This is a genomic window from Pseudomonas purpurea (assembly GCF_039908635.1).
Classification (GTDB): Bacteria; Pseudomonadota; Gammaproteobacteria; order Pseudomonadales; family Pseudomonadaceae; genus Aquipseudomonas; species Aquipseudomonas purpurea.
The window spans coordinates 4,944,189-4,959,965 of sequence record NZ_CP150918.1 but is presented as its reverse complement, the minus strand read 5'-3'; the positions used below and the strand labels follow the sequence as shown (position 1 = coordinate 4,959,965).

The window sequence follows — 15,777 nt, the reverse complement described above, 5'->3', positions numbered from 1 at the left end:
TTCGACTTGCCCGCAATGACGGTTTATCTGGCTGGGCGCGGTGTTATCATCGCTCGCAAGCCAGTTTCCAAGGCGCCGCTCTTTAGAGCGGCGTTTTGGTGTCTGCAAAACGCAAATACGAATAATCGCATGGGTGGCGCTGGGTCGCGCCGCTCGCCGGCATAGGTTGGAAGATGATGCGGAGCAAGGTGACAGGTGCGCAGCGTTGGGTCGTGAAGATCGGCAGCGCTTTGCTGACGGCTGACGGCAAGGGTCTGGATCGCGCAGCGATGGGCGTCTGGGTTGAGCAGATGGTGGCGCTGCACGAGGCGGGCGTCGAGCTGGTGTTGGTGTCCTCCGGGGCGGTAGCGGCCGGTATGAGTCGCCTGGGCTGGACCGTACGACCCAGTGCGATGCATGAGTTGCAGGCGGCTGCCGCCATCGGTCAGATGGGGTTGGTGCAGGCCTGGGAATCGAGCTTTGCCGAGCATGGCCGGCACACCGCGCAGATTCTGCTGACTCATGATGACTTGTCCGACCGCAAGCGTTACCTCAATGCTCGCAGTACCTTGCGCGCCCTGGTTGAGCTCAAGGTCATTCCGGTGATCAATGAGAACGACACCGTGGTCACCGATGAGATCCGTTTCGGCGACAACGACACGCTGGCAGCGCTGGTGGCCAATCTGGTCGAGGCTGACTTGCTGGTGATCCTGACCGATCGTGACGGCATGTTCGACGCAGACCCGCGCAACAACCCCGATGCCAAGCTGATTTACGAAGCGCGGGGCCGATGATCCGGCCTTGGATGCGGTGGCGGGCGGTACGGGTGGCGCGCTTGGTCGTGGCGGCATGCAGACCAAGTTGCGGGCGGCGCGTCTGGCGGCGCGTTCGGGGGCTCACACGATTATTGTCGGTGGGCGTCTGGAGCGTGTGCTGGATCGTTTGAAGGCAGGCGAGCGCATCGGTACTTTGCTGTCACCCGAGCGCGGCATGCTGGCGGCGCGCAAGCAGTGGCTGGCTGGGCATTTGCAAACGCGCGGCACACTTGTGCTGGATGCGGGGGCGGTGTCGGCGCTGTCTCAGGGCAACAAGAGTTTGCTGCCGGTCGGCGTGAAGCTGGTTCAAGGCAGTTTCCGGCGCGGTGAAATGGTGGTGTGTGTGGCGCCGGACGGTCGTGAGATCGCTCGCGGGCTCGCCAACTACAGTGCGCTCGAAGCGCAAAAGATCATTGGTCAATCGTCTGAGGCGATTGTGGGTTTACTCGGTTATATGGCGGAGCCTGAATTGGTTCACCGCGATAACCTGATTCTGGTTTAAGGAAAACGCGTATGCGCATGGCGAAAGGATTGTTGGGTCTGCTGTTGGCGATGCCGCTGCTGGCTTCGGCGGAAGAAATCGGTCAGGTGTCGACCGTGTTCAAGTTGGTCGGGCCGAATGACCGGATTGTGGTCGAGGCTTTTGATGATCCCAAGGTTGAAGGTGTGACGTGCTACCTGTCGCGCGCCAAGACGGGCGGCGTGAAGGGCGGTTTGGGCTTGGCCGAGGATCGTGCGGAAGCGTCGATTGCTTGCCGTCAGGTCGGGCCGATCAACTTCAAGGGCGAGCTCAAGGATGGCGAGGAGGTGTTCAAGGAGCGCACGTCCCTGGTGTTCAAGACCATGCAAGTGGTGCGCTTCCTCGACAAGAAGCGCAATACCCTGGTGTACCTGGTCTATAGCGACCGCGTGATCGAGGGTAGTCCGCAGAATGCCGTGACCGCGATTCCGATCCTGCCGTGGGCGCACGCTCAATAAGCTGACGAAAATCCAAATGTGGGAGCGAGCAAGCTTGCTCCCACTTTTTTGTGTTGAATTCACTAAATCGCAGGCAATAAAAAACCGACCCTGAGGTCGGTTTTTTAATGAGCGTGTCGCTTAGGCAGCAGCGGCAACGTTCAGAGCCTTTACGTGGCCATTCAGGCGGCTCTTATGGCGAGCAGCTTTGTTCTTGTGGATGATGCCTTTATCGGCCATACGGTCGATAACTGGCACGGCCAGAACGTAAGCAGCTTGCGCTTTAGCAGCGTCTTTTGCGTCGATGGCTTTAACTACATTCTTGATGTAGGTACGAACCATGGAACGCAGGCTGGCGTTGTGGCTGCGACGCTTCTCAGCCTGTTTTGCACGTTTTTTGGCGGAAGGTGTGTTGGCCACCGTCGAGCTCCTCGAAAGACTTTTTAGGAAATAGCAAACAAAATAGGCCGCGAATCATGCCGATGAGTTGAAGTCTTGTCAAGGGCGGGTGATGCGTTCCGCTGAGTGGTCGATCTAAAGAGGCGGGATATTTATTTCCGGCGCTTGACCTGTAAACTCGCGAGCTTTGGCTCTGTGCTGTTGCGGCGCGGAGTATCGCATAAGTGGGCGCTTTGTTCGCCTGCTGTTTATCGACAGGCAAAAACTCTTCAATGAACCTGCTTAAATCGTTGGCCGCCGTCAGCTCTATCACAATGCTTTCCCGGGTTCTGGGGTTTGTGCGTGACACCCTGATTGCCCGTATATTCGGCGCCGGCATGGCCACGGACGCCTTTTTTATTGCCTTCAAACTGCCCAACCTGCTGCGGCGGATCTTTGCCGAGGGCGCATTTTCCCAGGCGTTTGTGCCGATTCTCGCGGAATACAAAAGCCAGCAGGGTGAGGAAGCGACGCGAACCTTCATCGCTTATGTGTCGGGCCTGCTCACGCTGGTACTGGCACTGGTCACGATTGCGGGGATGATCGCCGCGCCTTGGGTGATCTGGGCCACGGCACCGGGTTTTACCGATACGCCGGAAAAATTCGAGCTGACCTCCAGCCTGTTGCGAGTGACCTTCCCCTATATATTGCTGATCTCCCTGTCCTCGCTGGCCGGGGCGATCCTCAATACGTACAACCGTTTTTCGGTACCTGCCTTCGTGCCGACGCTGCTTAACGTCAGCATGATTGTTTTTGCGGTGTTCCTGACACCGTACTTCGATCCGCCGGTCATGGCGCTCGGCTGGGCCGTGCTGGCCGGTGGCCTGGCGCAGTTGCTCTATCAACTGCCACACCTGAAAAAGATCGGCATGCTGGTACTGCCGCGCCTGAATCTGCGCGACAGCGGCGTCTGGCGTGTGATGAAGCAAATGCTGCCGGCGATCCTCGGGGTCTCGGTCAGCCAGATTTCGCTGATCATCAACACTATTTTTGCCTCGTTTCTGGTGGCAGGTTCGGTGTCGTGGATGTATTACGCCGACCGCCTGATGGAGCTACCGTCCGGCGTACTGGGTGTGGCGCTGGGCACGATTTTGCTGCCGACGCTGGCCAAGACCTACGCCAGCAAGGATCGTCACGAATATTCGCGGATTCTCGATTGGGGGCTGCGCCTGTGCTTCGTGCTGGTGCTGCCGTGCTCGCTGGCGCTGGGGATTCTGGCCGAGCCGCTGACGGTTTCGCTGTTCCAGTACGGCCAATTCAGCGCATTTGATGCTGCGATGACCCAGCGAGCGCTGGTGGCTTATTCGGTCGGGTTGCTCGGGATTATCGTGATCAAAGTGCTGGCGCCGGGGTTTTATGCGCAACAGAACATTCGCACACCGGTAAAAATCGCGATTTTCACATTGATCGTCACTCAACTCTTCAACCTGGCCTTGATCGGTCCCTTGAAACACGCGGGCCTGGCCCTGGCCATCAGCGCCGGTGCGTGCCTCAACGCCGGCCTGTTGTTTTATCAACTGCGCAAACAGCAGATGTATCAGCCGCAGCCAGGCTGGGGTTTGTTCGGGCTCAAGCTGATCGTGGCCGTAACGGTGATGTCCGCGGTGCTGCTGGGCTTGATGCACTTCATGCCGGCGTGGGATCAGGGGCACATGCTGGAGCGCTTCCTGCGTTTGGGGGCGTTGGTGATCGCCGGCGTGGTGGCTTATTTCGGGATGCTGGCGCTGATGGGCTTCCGTCTGCGGGACTTCAATCGCAAGGCGTTGAGCTGAACGGATTGGCGCGATAAACGTGGCTCAGGCGACGGTTTTGTCGGTTCGATCACTTTGGGTTACGGTGTTGCCTGTCGTCCGTCGCCGGGTGTGGTTATAATCGGCCACTTTATGAGCAAGAAGCGCGTTATGCAGCTGGTTCGAGGCCTCCACAATCTGCGCCCCCAGCATCGGGGCTGTGTCGCCACTATTGGCAACTTTGACGGTGTTCACCGTGGTCACCAGGCTATCCTGGGCAGGCTGCGTGAACGTGCGCTCGAGTTGGGCGTGCCCAGCTGCGTGGTGATTTTCGAGCCCCAGCCGCGCGAGTTTTTCGCCCCGGACACGGCTCCGGCCCGTCTGGCGCGTTTGCGCGACAAGTTGCAACTGCTCGCCGATGAAGGGGTTGACCGGGTCCTGTGCCTGGCCTTCAATCAACGGTTGAGCAAGCTCAGCGCCGCCGAGTTCGTCGACACCATTTTGGTGGACGGCCTCGGTGTGCAGCATCTGGAGGTCGGCGACGACTTCCGTTTCGGCTGTGATCGGGTAGGGGATTTCGATTTCCTGCAACAGGCCGGAATCGTTCAGGGCTTTACCGTCGAAGCGGCGCAGACCGTGGAACTGGACGGGTTGCGCGTCAGCAGCACCCAGGTGCGTAATGCCCTGGCCGCCGCTGATTTTGCCTTGGCCGAGCGGTTGCTCGGTCGTCCGTTCCGGATTGCCGGGCGGGTTTTGCACGGTCAGAAGCTGGCGCGCCAATTGGGTACGCCAACCGCCAACGTGCAACTCAAGCGTCGTCGCGTGCCGCTGTCCGGGGTTTACCTGGTCAGTGTCGACATCGACGGCAAGACCTGGCAAGGCGTCGCCAATATCGGCGTTCGCCCCACGGTTGCAGGTGATGGCAAAGCCCACCTTGAAGTACATCTCCTGGATTTCGCCGGCGATCTGTATGACCGGCGTATGACGGTGGTTTTCCACCACAAGCTGCGTGAAGAGCAGCGTTTCGCCTCTCTGGAGGCGCTTAAGACGGCGATCAATGCGGATGTCGCCGCCGCCCGTGCCCATGCCGCACCTAGCGCCAATCGCTAATGAAGAGCCATAAATGACCGACTATAAAGCCACGCTAAACCTTCCGGACACCGCCTTCCCAATGAAGGCCGGCCTGCCTCAGCGCGAACCGCAGATTCTGCAGCGCTGGGACAGCATTGGCCTGTACGGTAAGTTGCGCGAGATTGGCAAGGATCGTCCGAAGTTCGTACTTCACGACGGTCCTCCGTACGCCAACGGCACGATTCACATCGGTCATGCGCTGAACAAGATTCTCAAGGACATGATCATCCGCTCGAAGACCCTGTCGGGTTTCGACGCGCCTTATGTTCCGGGCTGGGACTGCCATGGCCTGCCGATCGAGCACAAAGTCGAAGTGACCCACGGCAAGAACCTGGGCGCGGATAAAACCCGCGAACTGTGCCGCGCCTACGCCACCGAGCAGATCGAAGGCCAGAAGTCCGAATTCATCCGCCTCGGCGTGCTGGGCGACTTCGCCAACCCGTACAAGACCATGGATTTCAAGAACGAGGCCGGTGAAATCCGTGCCCTGGCTGAAATCGTCAAGGGCGGCTTCGTGTTCAAGGGCCTCAAGCCTGTGAACTGGTGCTTTGACTGTGGTTCGGCCCTGGCTGAAGCGGAAGTCGAGTACGAGAACAAAAAGTCCTCGACCATCGACGTTGCGTTCCCGATCGCCGACGAAGCCAAACTGGCTGCCGCTTTCGGTCTGCCGTCGCTGGCCAAGCCTGCTTCGATCGTGATCTGGACCACCACCCCGTGGACCATCCCGGCCAACCAGGCGCTGAACGTTCACCCGGAATTCAACTACGCCCTGGTCGACGTCGGCGACAAACTGCTGGTATTGGCTGAAGAACTGGTCGAGTCGTGCCTGGCCCGTTACAGCCTGGAAGGTTCGGTCATCGCGACCACCACCGGTAAAGAACTGGAACTGATCAACTTCCGTCACCCGTTCTATGATCGCCTGTCGCCGGTTTACCTGGCCGAGTACGTTGAACTGGGCGCCGGCACCGGCGTGGTTCACTCCGCGCCAGCCTACGGCGTAGACGACTTCGTGACCTGCAAGAAGTACGGCATGGTCAACGACGACATCCTGAACCCGGTGCAAAGCAACGGCGTTTACGTGCCGGCGCTGGAGTTCTTCGGCGGCCAGTTCATCTGGAAAGCCAACCCGGCCATCGTCGACAAACTGACGGAAGTCGGTGCGCTGCTGCACACCACCGTCATCGAACACAGCTACATGCACTGCTGGCGTCACAAGACCCCGCTGATCTACCGCGCCACCGCGCAGTGGTTCATCGGCATGGACAAAGAGCCAACAGCCGGCGACACCTTGCGCAAACGCGCCATCAAAGCCATCGAAGACACCAAGTTCGTTCCGGCCTGGGGCCAGGCGCGCCTGCACTCGATGATCGCCAACCGTCCGGACTGGTGCATCTCCCGTCAGCGCAACTGGGGCGTGCCGATCCCGTTCTTCCTGAACAAGGAAAGCGGCGAACTGCACCCACGTACCGTTGAACTGATGGAAGTTGTGGCCAAGCGCGTCGAAGTCGAAGGCATCGAAGCCTGGTTCAAGATGGACGCCGCCGAGTTGCTCGGCGATGAAGCGCCGCTGTACGACAAGATCAGCGACACCCTGGACGTCTGGTTCGATTCGGGCACCACGCACTGGCACGTCCTGCGCGGTTCGCACCCGATGGGCCATGAAACCGGCCCGCGTGCCGACCTGTACCTGGAAGGTTCCGACCAACACCGTGGCTGGTTCCACTCGTCCTTGCTGACCGGTTGCGCCATCGACAACCACGCGCCGTATCGCGAACTGCTGACCCACGGTTTTACCGTCGACGAGTCCGGCCGCAAAATGTCCAAGTCATTGGGCAACGTGATCGCGCCGCAAAAGGTCAACGACACCCTGGGCGCCGACATCATGCGTCTGTGGGTCGCTTCGACCGATTACTCGGGCGAAATGGCGGTGTCCGACCAGATCCTGCAACGCAGTGCGGACGCCTACCGGCGGATCCGTAACACCGCGCGCTTCCTGCTCTCGAACCTGAGCGGTTTCAACCCGGCCACCGACATCCTGCCGGCCGAAGAAATGCTCGCGCTGGACCGTTGGGCCGTGGACCGTACCTTGCTGCTGCAACGCGAACTGCAAGAGCACTACGGCGAATACCGCTTCTGGAACGTGTACTCCAAGATCCACAACTTCTGCGTGCAGGAGCTGGGCGGTTTCTACCTGGACATCATCAAGGACCGTCAGTACACCACTGGCGCCAACAGCAAGGCCCGCCGTTCGGCGCAAACCGCGCTGTTCCACATCTCTGAAGCGCTGGTACGCTGGATCGCGCCGATCCTGGCGTTCACCGCCGACGAACTGTGGGAGTACCTGCCGGGCGAGCGCAACGAATCGGTGATGCTCAACACCTGGTACGAAGGCTTGACCGAACTGCCGGAAGGCTTCGAGCTGGGCCGCGCGTACTGGGACCGGATCATGGCGGTCAAGGTGGCGGTCAACAAGGAAATGGAAATCCAGCGTGCGGCCAAGGCCGTCGGTGGCAACCTGCAAGCCGAAGTGACGCTGTTCGCCGAAGACGCCCTGAGCGCCGACCTGGCCAAGCTGAGCAACGAACTGCGCTTCGTGCTGATCACCTCGACCGCCAGCATTGCACCGTTCGTGCAAGCGCCTGCAGACGCGGTGGAAACCGAAGTCAGCGGCCTGAAGCTCAAAGTGGTCAAGTCGAGCTTCGTCAAGTGCGCCCGTTGCTGGCACTGCCGCGAAGATGTCGGCGTAAACCCTGAGCACCCGGAAATCTGCGGTCGTTGCGTCGACAACATCAGCGGCGCAGGCGAGGTTCGTCACTATGCCTAATGCTGCTGGCCGTTTCGGACGGCTGAGCTGGCTGTGGTTGAGCGTGCTGGTCCTGGTCATTGACCAGGCCAGCAAGTTCTACTTCGAAGGTTCACTGAGCATGTACCAGCAGATCGTGGTTATTCCCGACTACTTCAGCTGGACCCTGGCCTACAACACCGGCGCGGCCTTCAGCTTCCTGGCCGACAGTTCCGGCTGGCAGCGCTGGTTGTTTGCCTTGATCGCGATTGTGGTCAGCGCGGTGCTGGTGGTCTGGCTCAAGCGTCTGGGGCGCAACGAAACCTGGCTGGCTGTCGCTTTGGCGCTGGTGCTGGGCGGTGCGCTGGGCAACCTGTACGACCGCATCGCCCTGGGCCATGTGATCGACTTCATTCTGGTGCATTGGCAGAACCGCTGGTATTTCCCGGCGTTCAACTTTGCCGACAGCGCCATCAGCGTCGGGGCCGTGATGCTCGCGCTGGATATGTTCAAAAGTAAGAAGACCGGAGAAACCGTTCATGACTGAACAGGTATTGGCTGAGCAACGCATCGGCCAGAACACGGAAGTCACCTTGCACTTTGCACTGCGCCTGGAGAACGGCGACACCGTCGACAGCACCTTCGACAAAGCCCCGGCGACCTTCAAGGTCGGCGACGGCAACCTGTTGCCAGGTTTCGAAGCGGCCCTGTTCGGTTTCAAGGCCGGCGACAAGCGTACCCTGACCATCGCACCAGAAAACGCGTTCGGCCAGCCAAACCCGCAGAACGTGCAGATCATCCCGCGTTCGCAGTTCCAGGACATGGAACTGTCCGAAGGCCTGCTGGTGATCTTCAATGATGCGGCGAATACCGAGCTGCCCGGTGTGGTGAAAGCGTTCGATGACGCCCAGGTGACCATCGATTTCAACCACCCGCTGGCCGGCAAGACATTGACCTTTGACGTAGAAATCTTCAGCGTCAAAGCGCTGTAAAAAATGTGGGAGCGAGCTTGCTCGCGATGAGTGCCTGACATTCAACATTGATGTTGACTGACACTTCGCTATCGCGAGCAAGCTCGCTCCCACAGTGGTTCTTCACTGTTTCTGCGCGCAAGACACGAGGCACAGCATGCACATCAAACTCGCCAACCCCCGTGGCTTCTGCGCCGGCGTGGACCGGGCGATCGAAATCGTCAACCGCGCCCTGGAAGTCTTCGGGCCACCGATCTATGTGCGCCACGAAGTGGTCCACAACAAATTCGTCGTTGAAGACCTGCGCGCTCGCGGGGCGATCTTCGTCGAAGAGCTGGATCAGGTGCCGGACGACGTCATCGTGATTTTCAGCGCCCACGGTGTTTCCCAGGCCGTACGTACCGAAGCTGCCGGCCGTGGCTTGAAGGTATTCGATGCGACATGTCCGTTGGTGACCAAGGTGCACATCGAAGTGGCCCGCTACAGCCGCGACGGTCGTGAGTGCATCCTGATCGGCCATGCCGGCCACCCGGAAGTCGAAGGCACCATGGGCCAGTACGACGCCAGTAATGGCGGCGCGATCTACCTGGTCGAAGACGAAAAGGACGTCGCCGCGTTGCAAGTGCGCAACCCGGAAAAACTGGCGTTCGTGACTCAGACCACCTTGTCGATGGACGACACCAGCCGCGTGATCGATGCCCTGCGCACACGTTTCCCGGCCATTGGCGGCCCGCGCAAGGACGACATCTGCTACGCCACCCAAAACCGGCAAGATGCGGTCAAGCAACTGGCTGATGAATGTGACGTGGTGCTGGTAGTCGGCAGCCCGAACAGCTCCAACTCCAATCGCCTGCGTGAGCTGGCCGAGCGGATGGCCACGCCCGCCTACCTGATCGACGGTGCCGAAGACATGCAGCGTAGCTGGTTCGATGGCGTCGAGCGCATCGGCATCACCGCCGGGGCCTCGGCACCGGAAGTGCTGGTGCGTGGCGTTATCCAGCAATTGCAGGCCTGGGGTGCTACCGGTGCCGATGAACTGGCTGGTCGTGAGGAGAACATCACGTTCTCCATGCCCAAAGAGCTACGCGTTCGCTCCCTGCTCTGATTCTTCCCCTCCCGCGCACAAGGGCCTGCTCGGCCTTGTTGCTGCGCAGGCTGACCCGGCCACTGGGCGACAGCACCACCTGATGGTGGCTGACAGGTTCGCGTGCGGCGCAAATGTGCAGCGTCCCGGCCTGAAACGCACCACTGGGCATCAATGGCTCCCCCAGGCTGCTGAAACGCACAAACAGTTTGACCGGCCGATTACCGACGATCGGAATGTCTGCGCCGTCCTGATGCTCGAGCAGCAGCGGATTACTGGCGTCCTCATGGCCTTTGCCATTGCGGTCCAGAATGATTCGCCAGCCTCGGCTCCAATCCTCTTCCAGTGCGTGCATGACCACCACCTGATTGCGCAGGATGGCTTCGTTGCGGGCGTTGCGCATGCCGCTGGCAAGGTGTTGCGCCGCTGTTTCACGGCGCACTCCTTCGGCGTAATCGCTGAGTGCCGGTACGGCAAGTTGCAGAACCATCGCCGTGATTGCCAGTCCGATGAGCAGTTCTATCAGGCCAAACCCTTTTTGATGCATGACGGCTCCTTCCCTGGAGTGGCTGTGGGTTTGTGCAATCGGATCAAATCAACCCTGCGGTCATCGACCGAATGTTCTAGCGTGTACAGCTAGGTGTAGTCGTTGGCAGCGGAGGGCAGCGATGAAACATCGTTCAAAAGGTTTCACCCTGATCGAGTTGATGATCGCGGTGGCGGTATTGGCAATCCTGATCACCCTGGCCGTGCCGGCGTTCACCGGGACCCTCCAGCGGACCAAGGCCGATACCGAGATCAGCGACCTGCAACGCGGGATCAATTATGCACGCCTGGAGGCAATGGACCGGGGCATCACCACGCGGATCAGGCCCACGGCGGGCGGCAGCGTCTGGACCGGGGAGTTGTCGGTCTATGACAGCCCCGGTACACCGGCGAATGTATTGCGGGTTGTTCCGGCCATGAGCAGCGGCGCGACTCTGACGCTAACCTCTGGAGTGACCAACATCGATTTCAACAACTTGGGCGGGTTGGCGGCCCCGGCCACGGCGGTGGTGATCAGTTACACATTGGGGACGCAGAGCAGGACGCTCAGCGTGTGTCTGAATGGACGGATTGTCTTGGGTGGAAGTTGCGGATGACAGCATGGAGCAAGCGTGCACAGGACGGCATGACCCTGATTGAAGTGTTGGTCGCATTGTTGATTCTGGCAGTCGGGTTGCTGGGCGCGGCGGCGATCCAGCTGAACGCCTTGAAGTACACCGACAGTTCGCTGATGACCAGCCAGGCGAGCTTCATCGCCTACGACATGATGGACCGGATCCGCGCCAACTCGGCCGCCGACTACACCGTCACACCGCCGACATCGGGCAACCTGAACGTTGCGCGGGATCAAGACCTGTACGACTTCACCACCAACATCACCAGCTTCGGCGGCCCGACCGCCACCGGCAGCATCACCCTCAATCAGCGGGTGTACACCATCACCATCCAGTGGAACGACTCGCGGGCCACGGGGGGGTCCGGCAGCACCCGCAGTTTTGTGCTGACCAGCCGTGCCACCGTCGACCCGGTGGCCTCGCCATGAACAAACACGCCCGAGGCTTTGGCCTGATCGAACTGATGATCGCATTGGCCATCAGCCTGATCGTGGTGCTGGGTGTGGCGCAGATCTTCATTTCGGCGAAAAGCACCTACGTCAATCAAGGGGCGGCGGCGGCCATGCAGGAGGATGCGCGTTTTGTCCTGAGCAAGATGATTCAGGAAATTCGCATGGTCGGCATGTTCGGTTGCCTGGCAACGATCACCGATGCCAGTTCGGCCGGTGACTTCAATGCCAGCCAGATCGCGCCGGTCAGTTGGGACAATACCGCGCTCAAACTGACCCTGGTGACGTCGGATGTCGGCGCGAGTGGGGGTACGCCGACCTGGACAGTGGTTTCCGATTGCCGAACCAGCGCCACCGCGTACACCGGCGTCCATGCTGCCGCTGCCGGGCAGTTGGCGTTCCCCATCAGGCGGTTGGTCTACACCTTCAGCGGCGGCCAGCTCCTGATGTCCACGGGCACCGGGACCACCGCGGCGGTACTGGTGAGCAATGTCAGTGCCTTCAACGTGACCTTTGGCGTCGCCACCAGTGCCACCGATGTTGCCGCGTCGAGTTACACCACCAATCCGAGCAACCCGGCGCTGATTCGCAGTGTGCGCTTGACGCTGACACTGACCGACCCCGGCAACCGTGTGCGCAATCAGACGTTTAATGTGGCCGCCGCTTTGCGCAACCGGCTGATGTAGGGAGATGCCCATGATCCTTTTTTCCGGCAAGGCCGATACCCAGCGTGGCATGGCGCTGCTCATGAGCCTGGTGTTTCTGCTGTTGCTGACGCTGATCGGTATTTCCTCGCTGCAGAACGCCACCCTCCAGGAAAAAATGGCCGGTAGCGTAACGCTGCGCAACCAGACGTTTCAGAGCGCTGAAGCGGCGCTGCGTATCGGCGAGAGTGCTGTGCAACTGAGTACCTACACGTTGGCAGCCTGTGCCAATGCTACCCAGTGTGCGCCGCCAGCCGAATCATCCACGGTGACTGCGGCCGGCCTCAATTCCACTTCGGGAGTGAACTGGATTACGGCCGGTAGCGGCTTTTATGGCGTGCAGAACATCGGAACCACGCTGAACGCGGTGAACGTACCTAGCAACACCTCGGCGACGCTTTACCGGGTAACGGCCGTCGGGATTGCCGGCAATAACGTGCGTAGCGTGCTGGAGAGTATTTATGCCAAGTACTGAGGCGCGCGGTAGCCGTGGGTGGCACCGGTTGTCGAAAATGCTCAGTGGCGCCTTGTTGGGCCTGTATCTCATGGCACCGGCCTATGCCTTCAGTCCTTCGGATTCGCCCCTGTTGAACTCGGCGGCGGTGGCACCCAATGTCATGTTGCTGATTGACGACTCGGGGAGCATGAACAGCATCATTTATGCCTCGGGGTTTGATCCGACGATTTCGCGAACCCCGGCCCGGCAGTGCAACTATTTCTTCCTGTTGGGGTGTTTGAGCGGCTCTGACATTGTCGGTGACCCGATCCTGTTGTCCAGTTTGCCGACCTCGGGGTGTTCCAGTGGTTATTACTCGTTCTACAAGAACAGCCTGACGCCGCTGTGTCTCAAGCTTCCGGACCCGGTGGGCAGCGGCAACACCCGTTATTACGATGACTACCTTTCGTACCTGGTGAGTCTGGCCAATGGCAGCAACCGTGACTTCACCAACGGCTCGATTCCCAACGATTCCCGAATCAACGTGGCGCGCAATGTTTCCACCGCGCTGGTGACCAGCAACCGTTCGCTACGCATTGGCCTGGCGACTTTCAATCTGCCTGCCAATAACGAAACACGTGATGGCGGTTACGTTGTTCAGCCCATCAGCGATCTGGTGGCGGTCAGCGGTAGCGTGACCCAGGCCCAGGCCGACGCCAATTACAACGCACTGATCTCGGCGATCAATGGGCTGAGTGCGGTCGCCAACACTCCGCTGGCAGAAACCTACTACGAGCTCACCCGGTATTTCAGAGGGATGAAGCCGCACTACAACTCCACACCTAATACCTATACCAGCCCGATCCAGTACCGCTGCCAGAAAAACTACGGCGTGGTCATCACCGATGGCCTGCCGACCTACGACTGGAAGTTTCCTCCCAATGATCCCTTGGGCGGTAAAGACCTGCCCAACTGGGACGGAATCAACAATGACGGCAACGACCCCAAGGGCGATAACGAGGGTGACACCCTGTACCTGGATGACATTGCCAAGTTCGCTTTTGACATCGACATGCTCTCCACCGGTACGGATGCCGCGGGCAAAAGCTGGGACTCGGCAGATTTTCCCCAGCAAAACATGAACACCTACACCGTGGGTTTTGCTATCGCCAATCAGATGCTGTCGGATGCTGCCACCTATGGGCATGGTCAGTATTATCAGGCGAGCAACAGTGCCAGTCTCAACACTGCGCTATCAGCGGCGTTAAGCGACATCACGGTCAAGGCTGGCTCGGGGGGCAGTGGCGTCGCCAGCAGCAATACGGTGGCCAGTGGTTCCAGTTATTTCCAGACCAGCTACGACCCCAGGGACTGGCGCGGCACCATCAAGTCCTTTGGTTTCACCGCCAGCGGCGCCGTGGACACCGCGTCGGTGCTGTGGACCACCGACACGGCCATCGTGTCGGGGGCTGCGGCGCCGACCTATCAGTCCTGGAACACGACCACCAATGCGGCCGTGACCCTTGGTTACGGTAATTTTTCCAGCGCGCAACAGACCACCCTCAGTCAGAACCTGCCGACCGGTATCACCGGCAGTGACTTGGTGGAGTGGAGCAAGGGCAGCAATAAAACCGGCTTGAAAGTGCGAAGCGTACTGTTGGGCGACATCGTCAACTCCCCCTTGGCGCTGGCGTCACCCAGTGACAAAACGGCTTCGGACCTGACCGGAAGCACCAGTTACAGCACGTTCCTGACCGCCAAGGCCGCCAACATGAACACCAGCCTGGTGGTCAATGCCAATGACGGTTTTGTGAACGTCATCAACACCGCCAATGGCGCTCGCCAGTACGGTTACATGCCCTCAAGCGTTCTTCCGTCGCTGTATTTCATTGCCGACACGGGCTACATCAACGGTACTAGCCACAAGTTTCTCAATGACGGCCAGGTGGGCGTGTTCGACGCTCAGCTCAACAGCGCCTGGAAAACCCTGGCCCTGGGCGGTGTAGGGGCCGGCGGCAAGACGTTCTATGCGGTGCAGTTGTTCGATGCATCGGCGGGGAACGTGATCAATGCGTTATGGGAAATCAGCGCGCCGGCCACCGCCAACACGGCGAACGTCTTCAACGACCTGGGGTATGCCTATGCCCGCCCCGAGGTCGCGCGTTTGGCGGATGGTCGTTGGGCCGCGTTCATTTCCAACGGTTACGGCAGCAATTCGGGGGTGGCGGCGTTGTACGTGGTGGATATTCGTGACGGGTCGCTGATCAGGAAAATCGTGATCGACAGCACTGAAACCACCAATGGCTTGTCGTCGGTCAAGCTCAAGGTCGATTCGCAAAGTATCGTGCAGGCGGCCTATGGCGGTGATCTGAAAGGGCGGATGTGGAAGTTCGACCTGAGCAGTTCGAACGTTGCCAGTTGGGGCGTGGCATTTTCCGGCAAGCCGCTGTTCACCACGCCCGGTGGCGCGACGCAGCCGATCACCGCGCAACCCTTGCTGGCGGACAACCCCGTCAGCGGCAAAGAGGTGTTTTTCGGCACCGGGAAGTTCAACGAAACGGCAGACAAAGTCAGTAAGGACTTGCAGGGTTTCTACGCGGTATGGGATGCAGAGGGCGGCTCGGGGCAAATCACCGTGTCGACGCTTCAGGCCCAGTCCATCACTGGCGTGTTTACGGGGAGCGCAGGGGGGCAGTTCATCACCACCTCCCAGAACAACGTCACGTATCCGGCGCAGAACGGCTGGTACTTGCCGTTGGTGTACAACAATGTGCTGACCGGCGAGCGGGTCATCAACCAGGCGAGTCTGGTGCTCGGGCGGATCGTGTTTACCACCGCAGGCGTGGACACCTCGGACCCGTGCGCGAGTTTCGGCACCGGCAAACTGGTCGAACTCGATGCATTCAGCGGTAAGATGCTCAACTATGCGGTGCTCGACACCAATGGCGATGGCCTGGTCGACAGCACGGACAGCATATCCAGCGGGGTTATTTTCACCGGTGGCATCCCCACCCTGAACGCGATCGTCAATAGCGCGAGCCGCAAGATCGTGAATGATTCCAGTGGCGGCATCACCACGCTGGTGGAGAAATCCGGGGGTGGCAGCCGTCGCATCATGTGGCGACAAATCCAGTAAGCGAG

15 protein-coding genes and 1 pseudogene are annotated in these 15,777 nt (G+C 59.9%); 13 read left to right on the top strand and 3 right to left on the bottom strand.

Annotation, left to right across the window (positions count from 1 at the left end; all coding sequences use genetic code 11):
• Positions 1 to 176 precede the first annotated feature (176 nt).
• Both proB and AABM54_RS22255 read left to right on the top strand, forming a co-directional pair.
• Positions 177 to 1,296: pseudogene (proB, locus tag AABM54_RS22260) on the top strand (glutamate 5-kinase).
• A gap of 11 nt (positions 1,297 to 1,307) precedes the next feature.
• Entirely contained in the window at positions 1,308 to 1,772 is a 465-nt protein-coding gene (locus AABM54_RS22255) for a CreA family protein (protein ID WP_347902103.1), read from the top strand.
• 120 nt (positions 1,773 to 1,892) lie between these two features.
• Here the strand turns inward: AABM54_RS22255 and rpsT are convergent, their stop codons facing one another.
• Positions 1,893 to 2,171 carry a 30S ribosomal protein S20 gene (gene rpsT / locus AABM54_RS22250; protein WP_007901883.1) on the bottom strand — a complete coding sequence of 93 codons (279 nt, stop codon included), beginning with the start codon at positions 2,169 to 2,171 and terminating at the stop codon, positions 1,893 to 1,895.
• Positions 2,172 to 2,422: 251 nt separating this feature from the next.
• On the opposite strand from rpsT, the gene murJ reads away from it, so the two are divergent.
• A complete protein-coding gene (gene murJ / locus AABM54_RS22245; RefSeq protein ID WP_347902102.1) occupies positions 2,423 to 3,961 on the top strand; it encodes a murein biosynthesis integral membrane protein MurJ in 1,539 nt (512 codons plus the stop codon).
• 24 nt (positions 3,962 to 3,985) lie between these two features.
• On the opposite strand, the gene AABM54_RS22240 is transcribed toward murJ, so the two are convergent.
• Entirely contained in the window at positions 3,986 to 4,183 is a 198-nt protein-coding gene (locus AABM54_RS22240; RefSeq protein WP_347906308.1) for a hypothetical protein, read from the bottom strand.
• Between AABM54_RS22240 and ribF the strand changes: the two genes are divergently transcribed.
• The 5 genes from ribF to ispH all read left to right on the top strand — a co-directional run bounded on the left by ribF (position 4,091) and on the right by ispH (position 9,908).
• Complete coding sequence (ribF, locus tag AABM54_RS22235; RefSeq protein ID WP_347902101.1) at positions 4,091 to 5,029, top strand: bifunctional riboflavin kinase/FAD synthetase; 939 nt, start codon at positions 4,091 to 4,093, stop codon at positions 5,027 to 5,029. The genes AABM54_RS22240 and ribF overlap by 93 nt on opposite strands.
• A 13-nt stretch (positions 5,030 to 5,042) precedes the next feature.
• Positions 5,043 to 7,874 carry an isoleucine--tRNA ligase gene (ileS, locus tag AABM54_RS22230; RefSeq protein ID WP_347902100.1) on the top strand — a complete coding sequence of 944 codons (2,832 nt, stop codon included), beginning with the start codon at positions 5,043 to 5,045 and terminating at the stop codon, positions 7,872 to 7,874.
• A complete protein-coding gene (lspA, locus tag AABM54_RS22225) occupies positions 7,867 to 8,379 on the top strand; it encodes a signal peptidase II (RefSeq protein ID WP_347902099.1) in 513 nt (170 codons plus the stop codon). The genes ileS and lspA overlap by 8 nt, the downstream gene beginning before the upstream one ends.
• 7 nt (positions 8,380 to 8,386) lie before the next feature.
• Positions 8,387 to 8,824 (top strand): FKBP-type peptidyl-prolyl cis-trans isomerase, encoded by a 438-nt coding sequence (fkpB, locus tag AABM54_RS22220; RefSeq protein ID WP_347906282.1) that lies wholly within the window; start codon positions 8,387 to 8,389, stop codon positions 8,822 to 8,824.
• 136 nt (positions 8,825 to 8,960) lie between these two features.
• On the top strand, positions 8,961 to 9,908 hold the full coding sequence (gene ispH, locus AABM54_RS22215; RefSeq protein ID WP_347902098.1) for a 4-hydroxy-3-methylbut-2-enyl diphosphate reductase: 948 nt from the start codon (positions 8,961 to 8,963) through the stop codon (positions 9,906 to 9,908).
• On the opposite strand, the gene AABM54_RS22210 is transcribed toward ispH, so the two are convergent.
• A complete protein-coding gene (locus tag AABM54_RS22210; protein ID WP_347902097.1) occupies positions 9,862 to 10,434 on the bottom strand; it encodes a GspH/FimT family protein in 573 nt (190 codons plus the stop codon). The two genes, ispH and AABM54_RS22210, sit on opposite strands and share 47 nt — an antisense overlap.
• A 121-nt stretch (positions 10,435 to 10,555) precedes the next feature.
• Between AABM54_RS22210 and AABM54_RS22205 the strand changes: the two genes are divergently transcribed.
• The 5 genes from AABM54_RS22205 to AABM54_RS22185 are packed head-to-tail and all read left to right on the top strand — an operon-like array spanning position 10,556 to position 15,772.
• Complete coding sequence (locus AABM54_RS22205) at positions 10,556 to 11,029, top strand: GspH/FimT family pseudopilin (protein ID WP_347902096.1); 474 nt, start codon at positions 10,556 to 10,558, stop codon at positions 11,027 to 11,029.
• Positions 11,026 to 11,475, top strand: a complete 450-nt coding sequence (gene pilV, locus AABM54_RS22200) for a type IV pilus modification protein PilV (RefSeq protein ID WP_347902095.1) — start codon at positions 11,026 to 11,028, stop codon at positions 11,473 to 11,475. The genes AABM54_RS22205 and pilV overlap by 4 nt, the downstream gene beginning before the upstream one ends.
• Positions 11,472 to 12,182 (top strand): prepilin-type N-terminal cleavage/methylation domain-containing protein, encoded by a 711-nt coding sequence (locus AABM54_RS22195; RefSeq protein WP_347902093.1) that lies wholly within the window; start codon positions 11,472 to 11,474, stop codon positions 12,180 to 12,182. Before pilV ends, AABM54_RS22195 begins: the two co-directional genes overlap by 4 nt.
• Before the next feature lie 10 nt (positions 12,183 to 12,192).
• Positions 12,193 to 12,675, top strand: a complete 483-nt coding sequence (locus AABM54_RS22190) for a PilX N-terminal domain-containing pilus assembly protein (protein WP_347902092.1) — start codon at positions 12,193 to 12,195, stop codon at positions 12,673 to 12,675.
• Positions 12,662 to 15,772: a PilC/PilY family type IV pilus protein gene (locus AABM54_RS22185; protein ID WP_347902091.1), complete on the top strand. Its 3,111-nt coding sequence runs from the start codon at positions 12,662 to 12,664 to the stop codon at positions 15,770 to 15,772. Before AABM54_RS22190 ends, AABM54_RS22185 begins: the two co-directional genes overlap by 14 nt.
• Positions 15,773 to 15,777 lie beyond the last annotated feature (5 nt).

Bases quoted from the DNA above. Each gene is read 5' to 3' on its own strand.
- AABM54_RS22255 (WP_347902103.1), top strand. From the start codon at position 1,308: ATGCGCATGGCGAAAGGATTGTTGGGTCTGCTGTTGGCGATGCCGCTG.
- murJ (WP_347902102.1), top strand. From the start codon at position 2,423: ATGAACCTGCTTAAATCGTTGGCCGCCGTCAGCTCTATCACAATGCTT.
- ribF (WP_347902101.1), top strand. From the start codon at position 4,091: ATGCAGCTGGTTCGAGGCCTCCACAATCTGCGCCCCCAGCATCGGGGC.
- ileS (WP_347902100.1), top strand. From the start codon at position 5,043: ATGACCGACTATAAAGCCACGCTAAACCTTCCGGACACCGCCTTCCCA.
- lspA (WP_347902099.1), top strand. From the start codon at position 7,867: ATGCCTAATGCTGCTGGCCGTTTCGGACGGCTGAGCTGGCTGTGGTTG.
- ispH (WP_347902098.1), top strand. From the start codon at position 8,961: ATGCACATCAAACTCGCCAACCCCCGTGGCTTCTGCGCCGGCGTGGAC.
- AABM54_RS22210 (WP_347902097.1), bottom strand. From the start codon at position 10,434: ATGCATCAAAAAGGGTTTGGCCTGATAGAACTGCTCATCGGACTGGCA.
- AABM54_RS22205 (WP_347902096.1), top strand. From the start codon at position 10,556: ATGAAACATCGTTCAAAAGGTTTCACCCTGATCGAGTTGATGATCGCG.
- pilV (WP_347902095.1), top strand. From the start codon at position 11,026: ATGACAGCATGGAGCAAGCGTGCACAGGACGGCATGACCCTGATTGAA.
- AABM54_RS22195 (WP_347902093.1), top strand. From the start codon at position 11,472: ATGAACAAACACGCCCGAGGCTTTGGCCTGATCGAACTGATGATCGCA.
- AABM54_RS22190 (WP_347902092.1), top strand. From the start codon at position 12,193: ATGATCCTTTTTTCCGGCAAGGCCGATACCCAGCGTGGCATGGCGCTG.
- AABM54_RS22185 (WP_347902091.1), top strand. From the start codon at position 12,662: ATGCCAAGTACTGAGGCGCGCGGTAGCCGTGGGTGGCACCGGTTGTCG.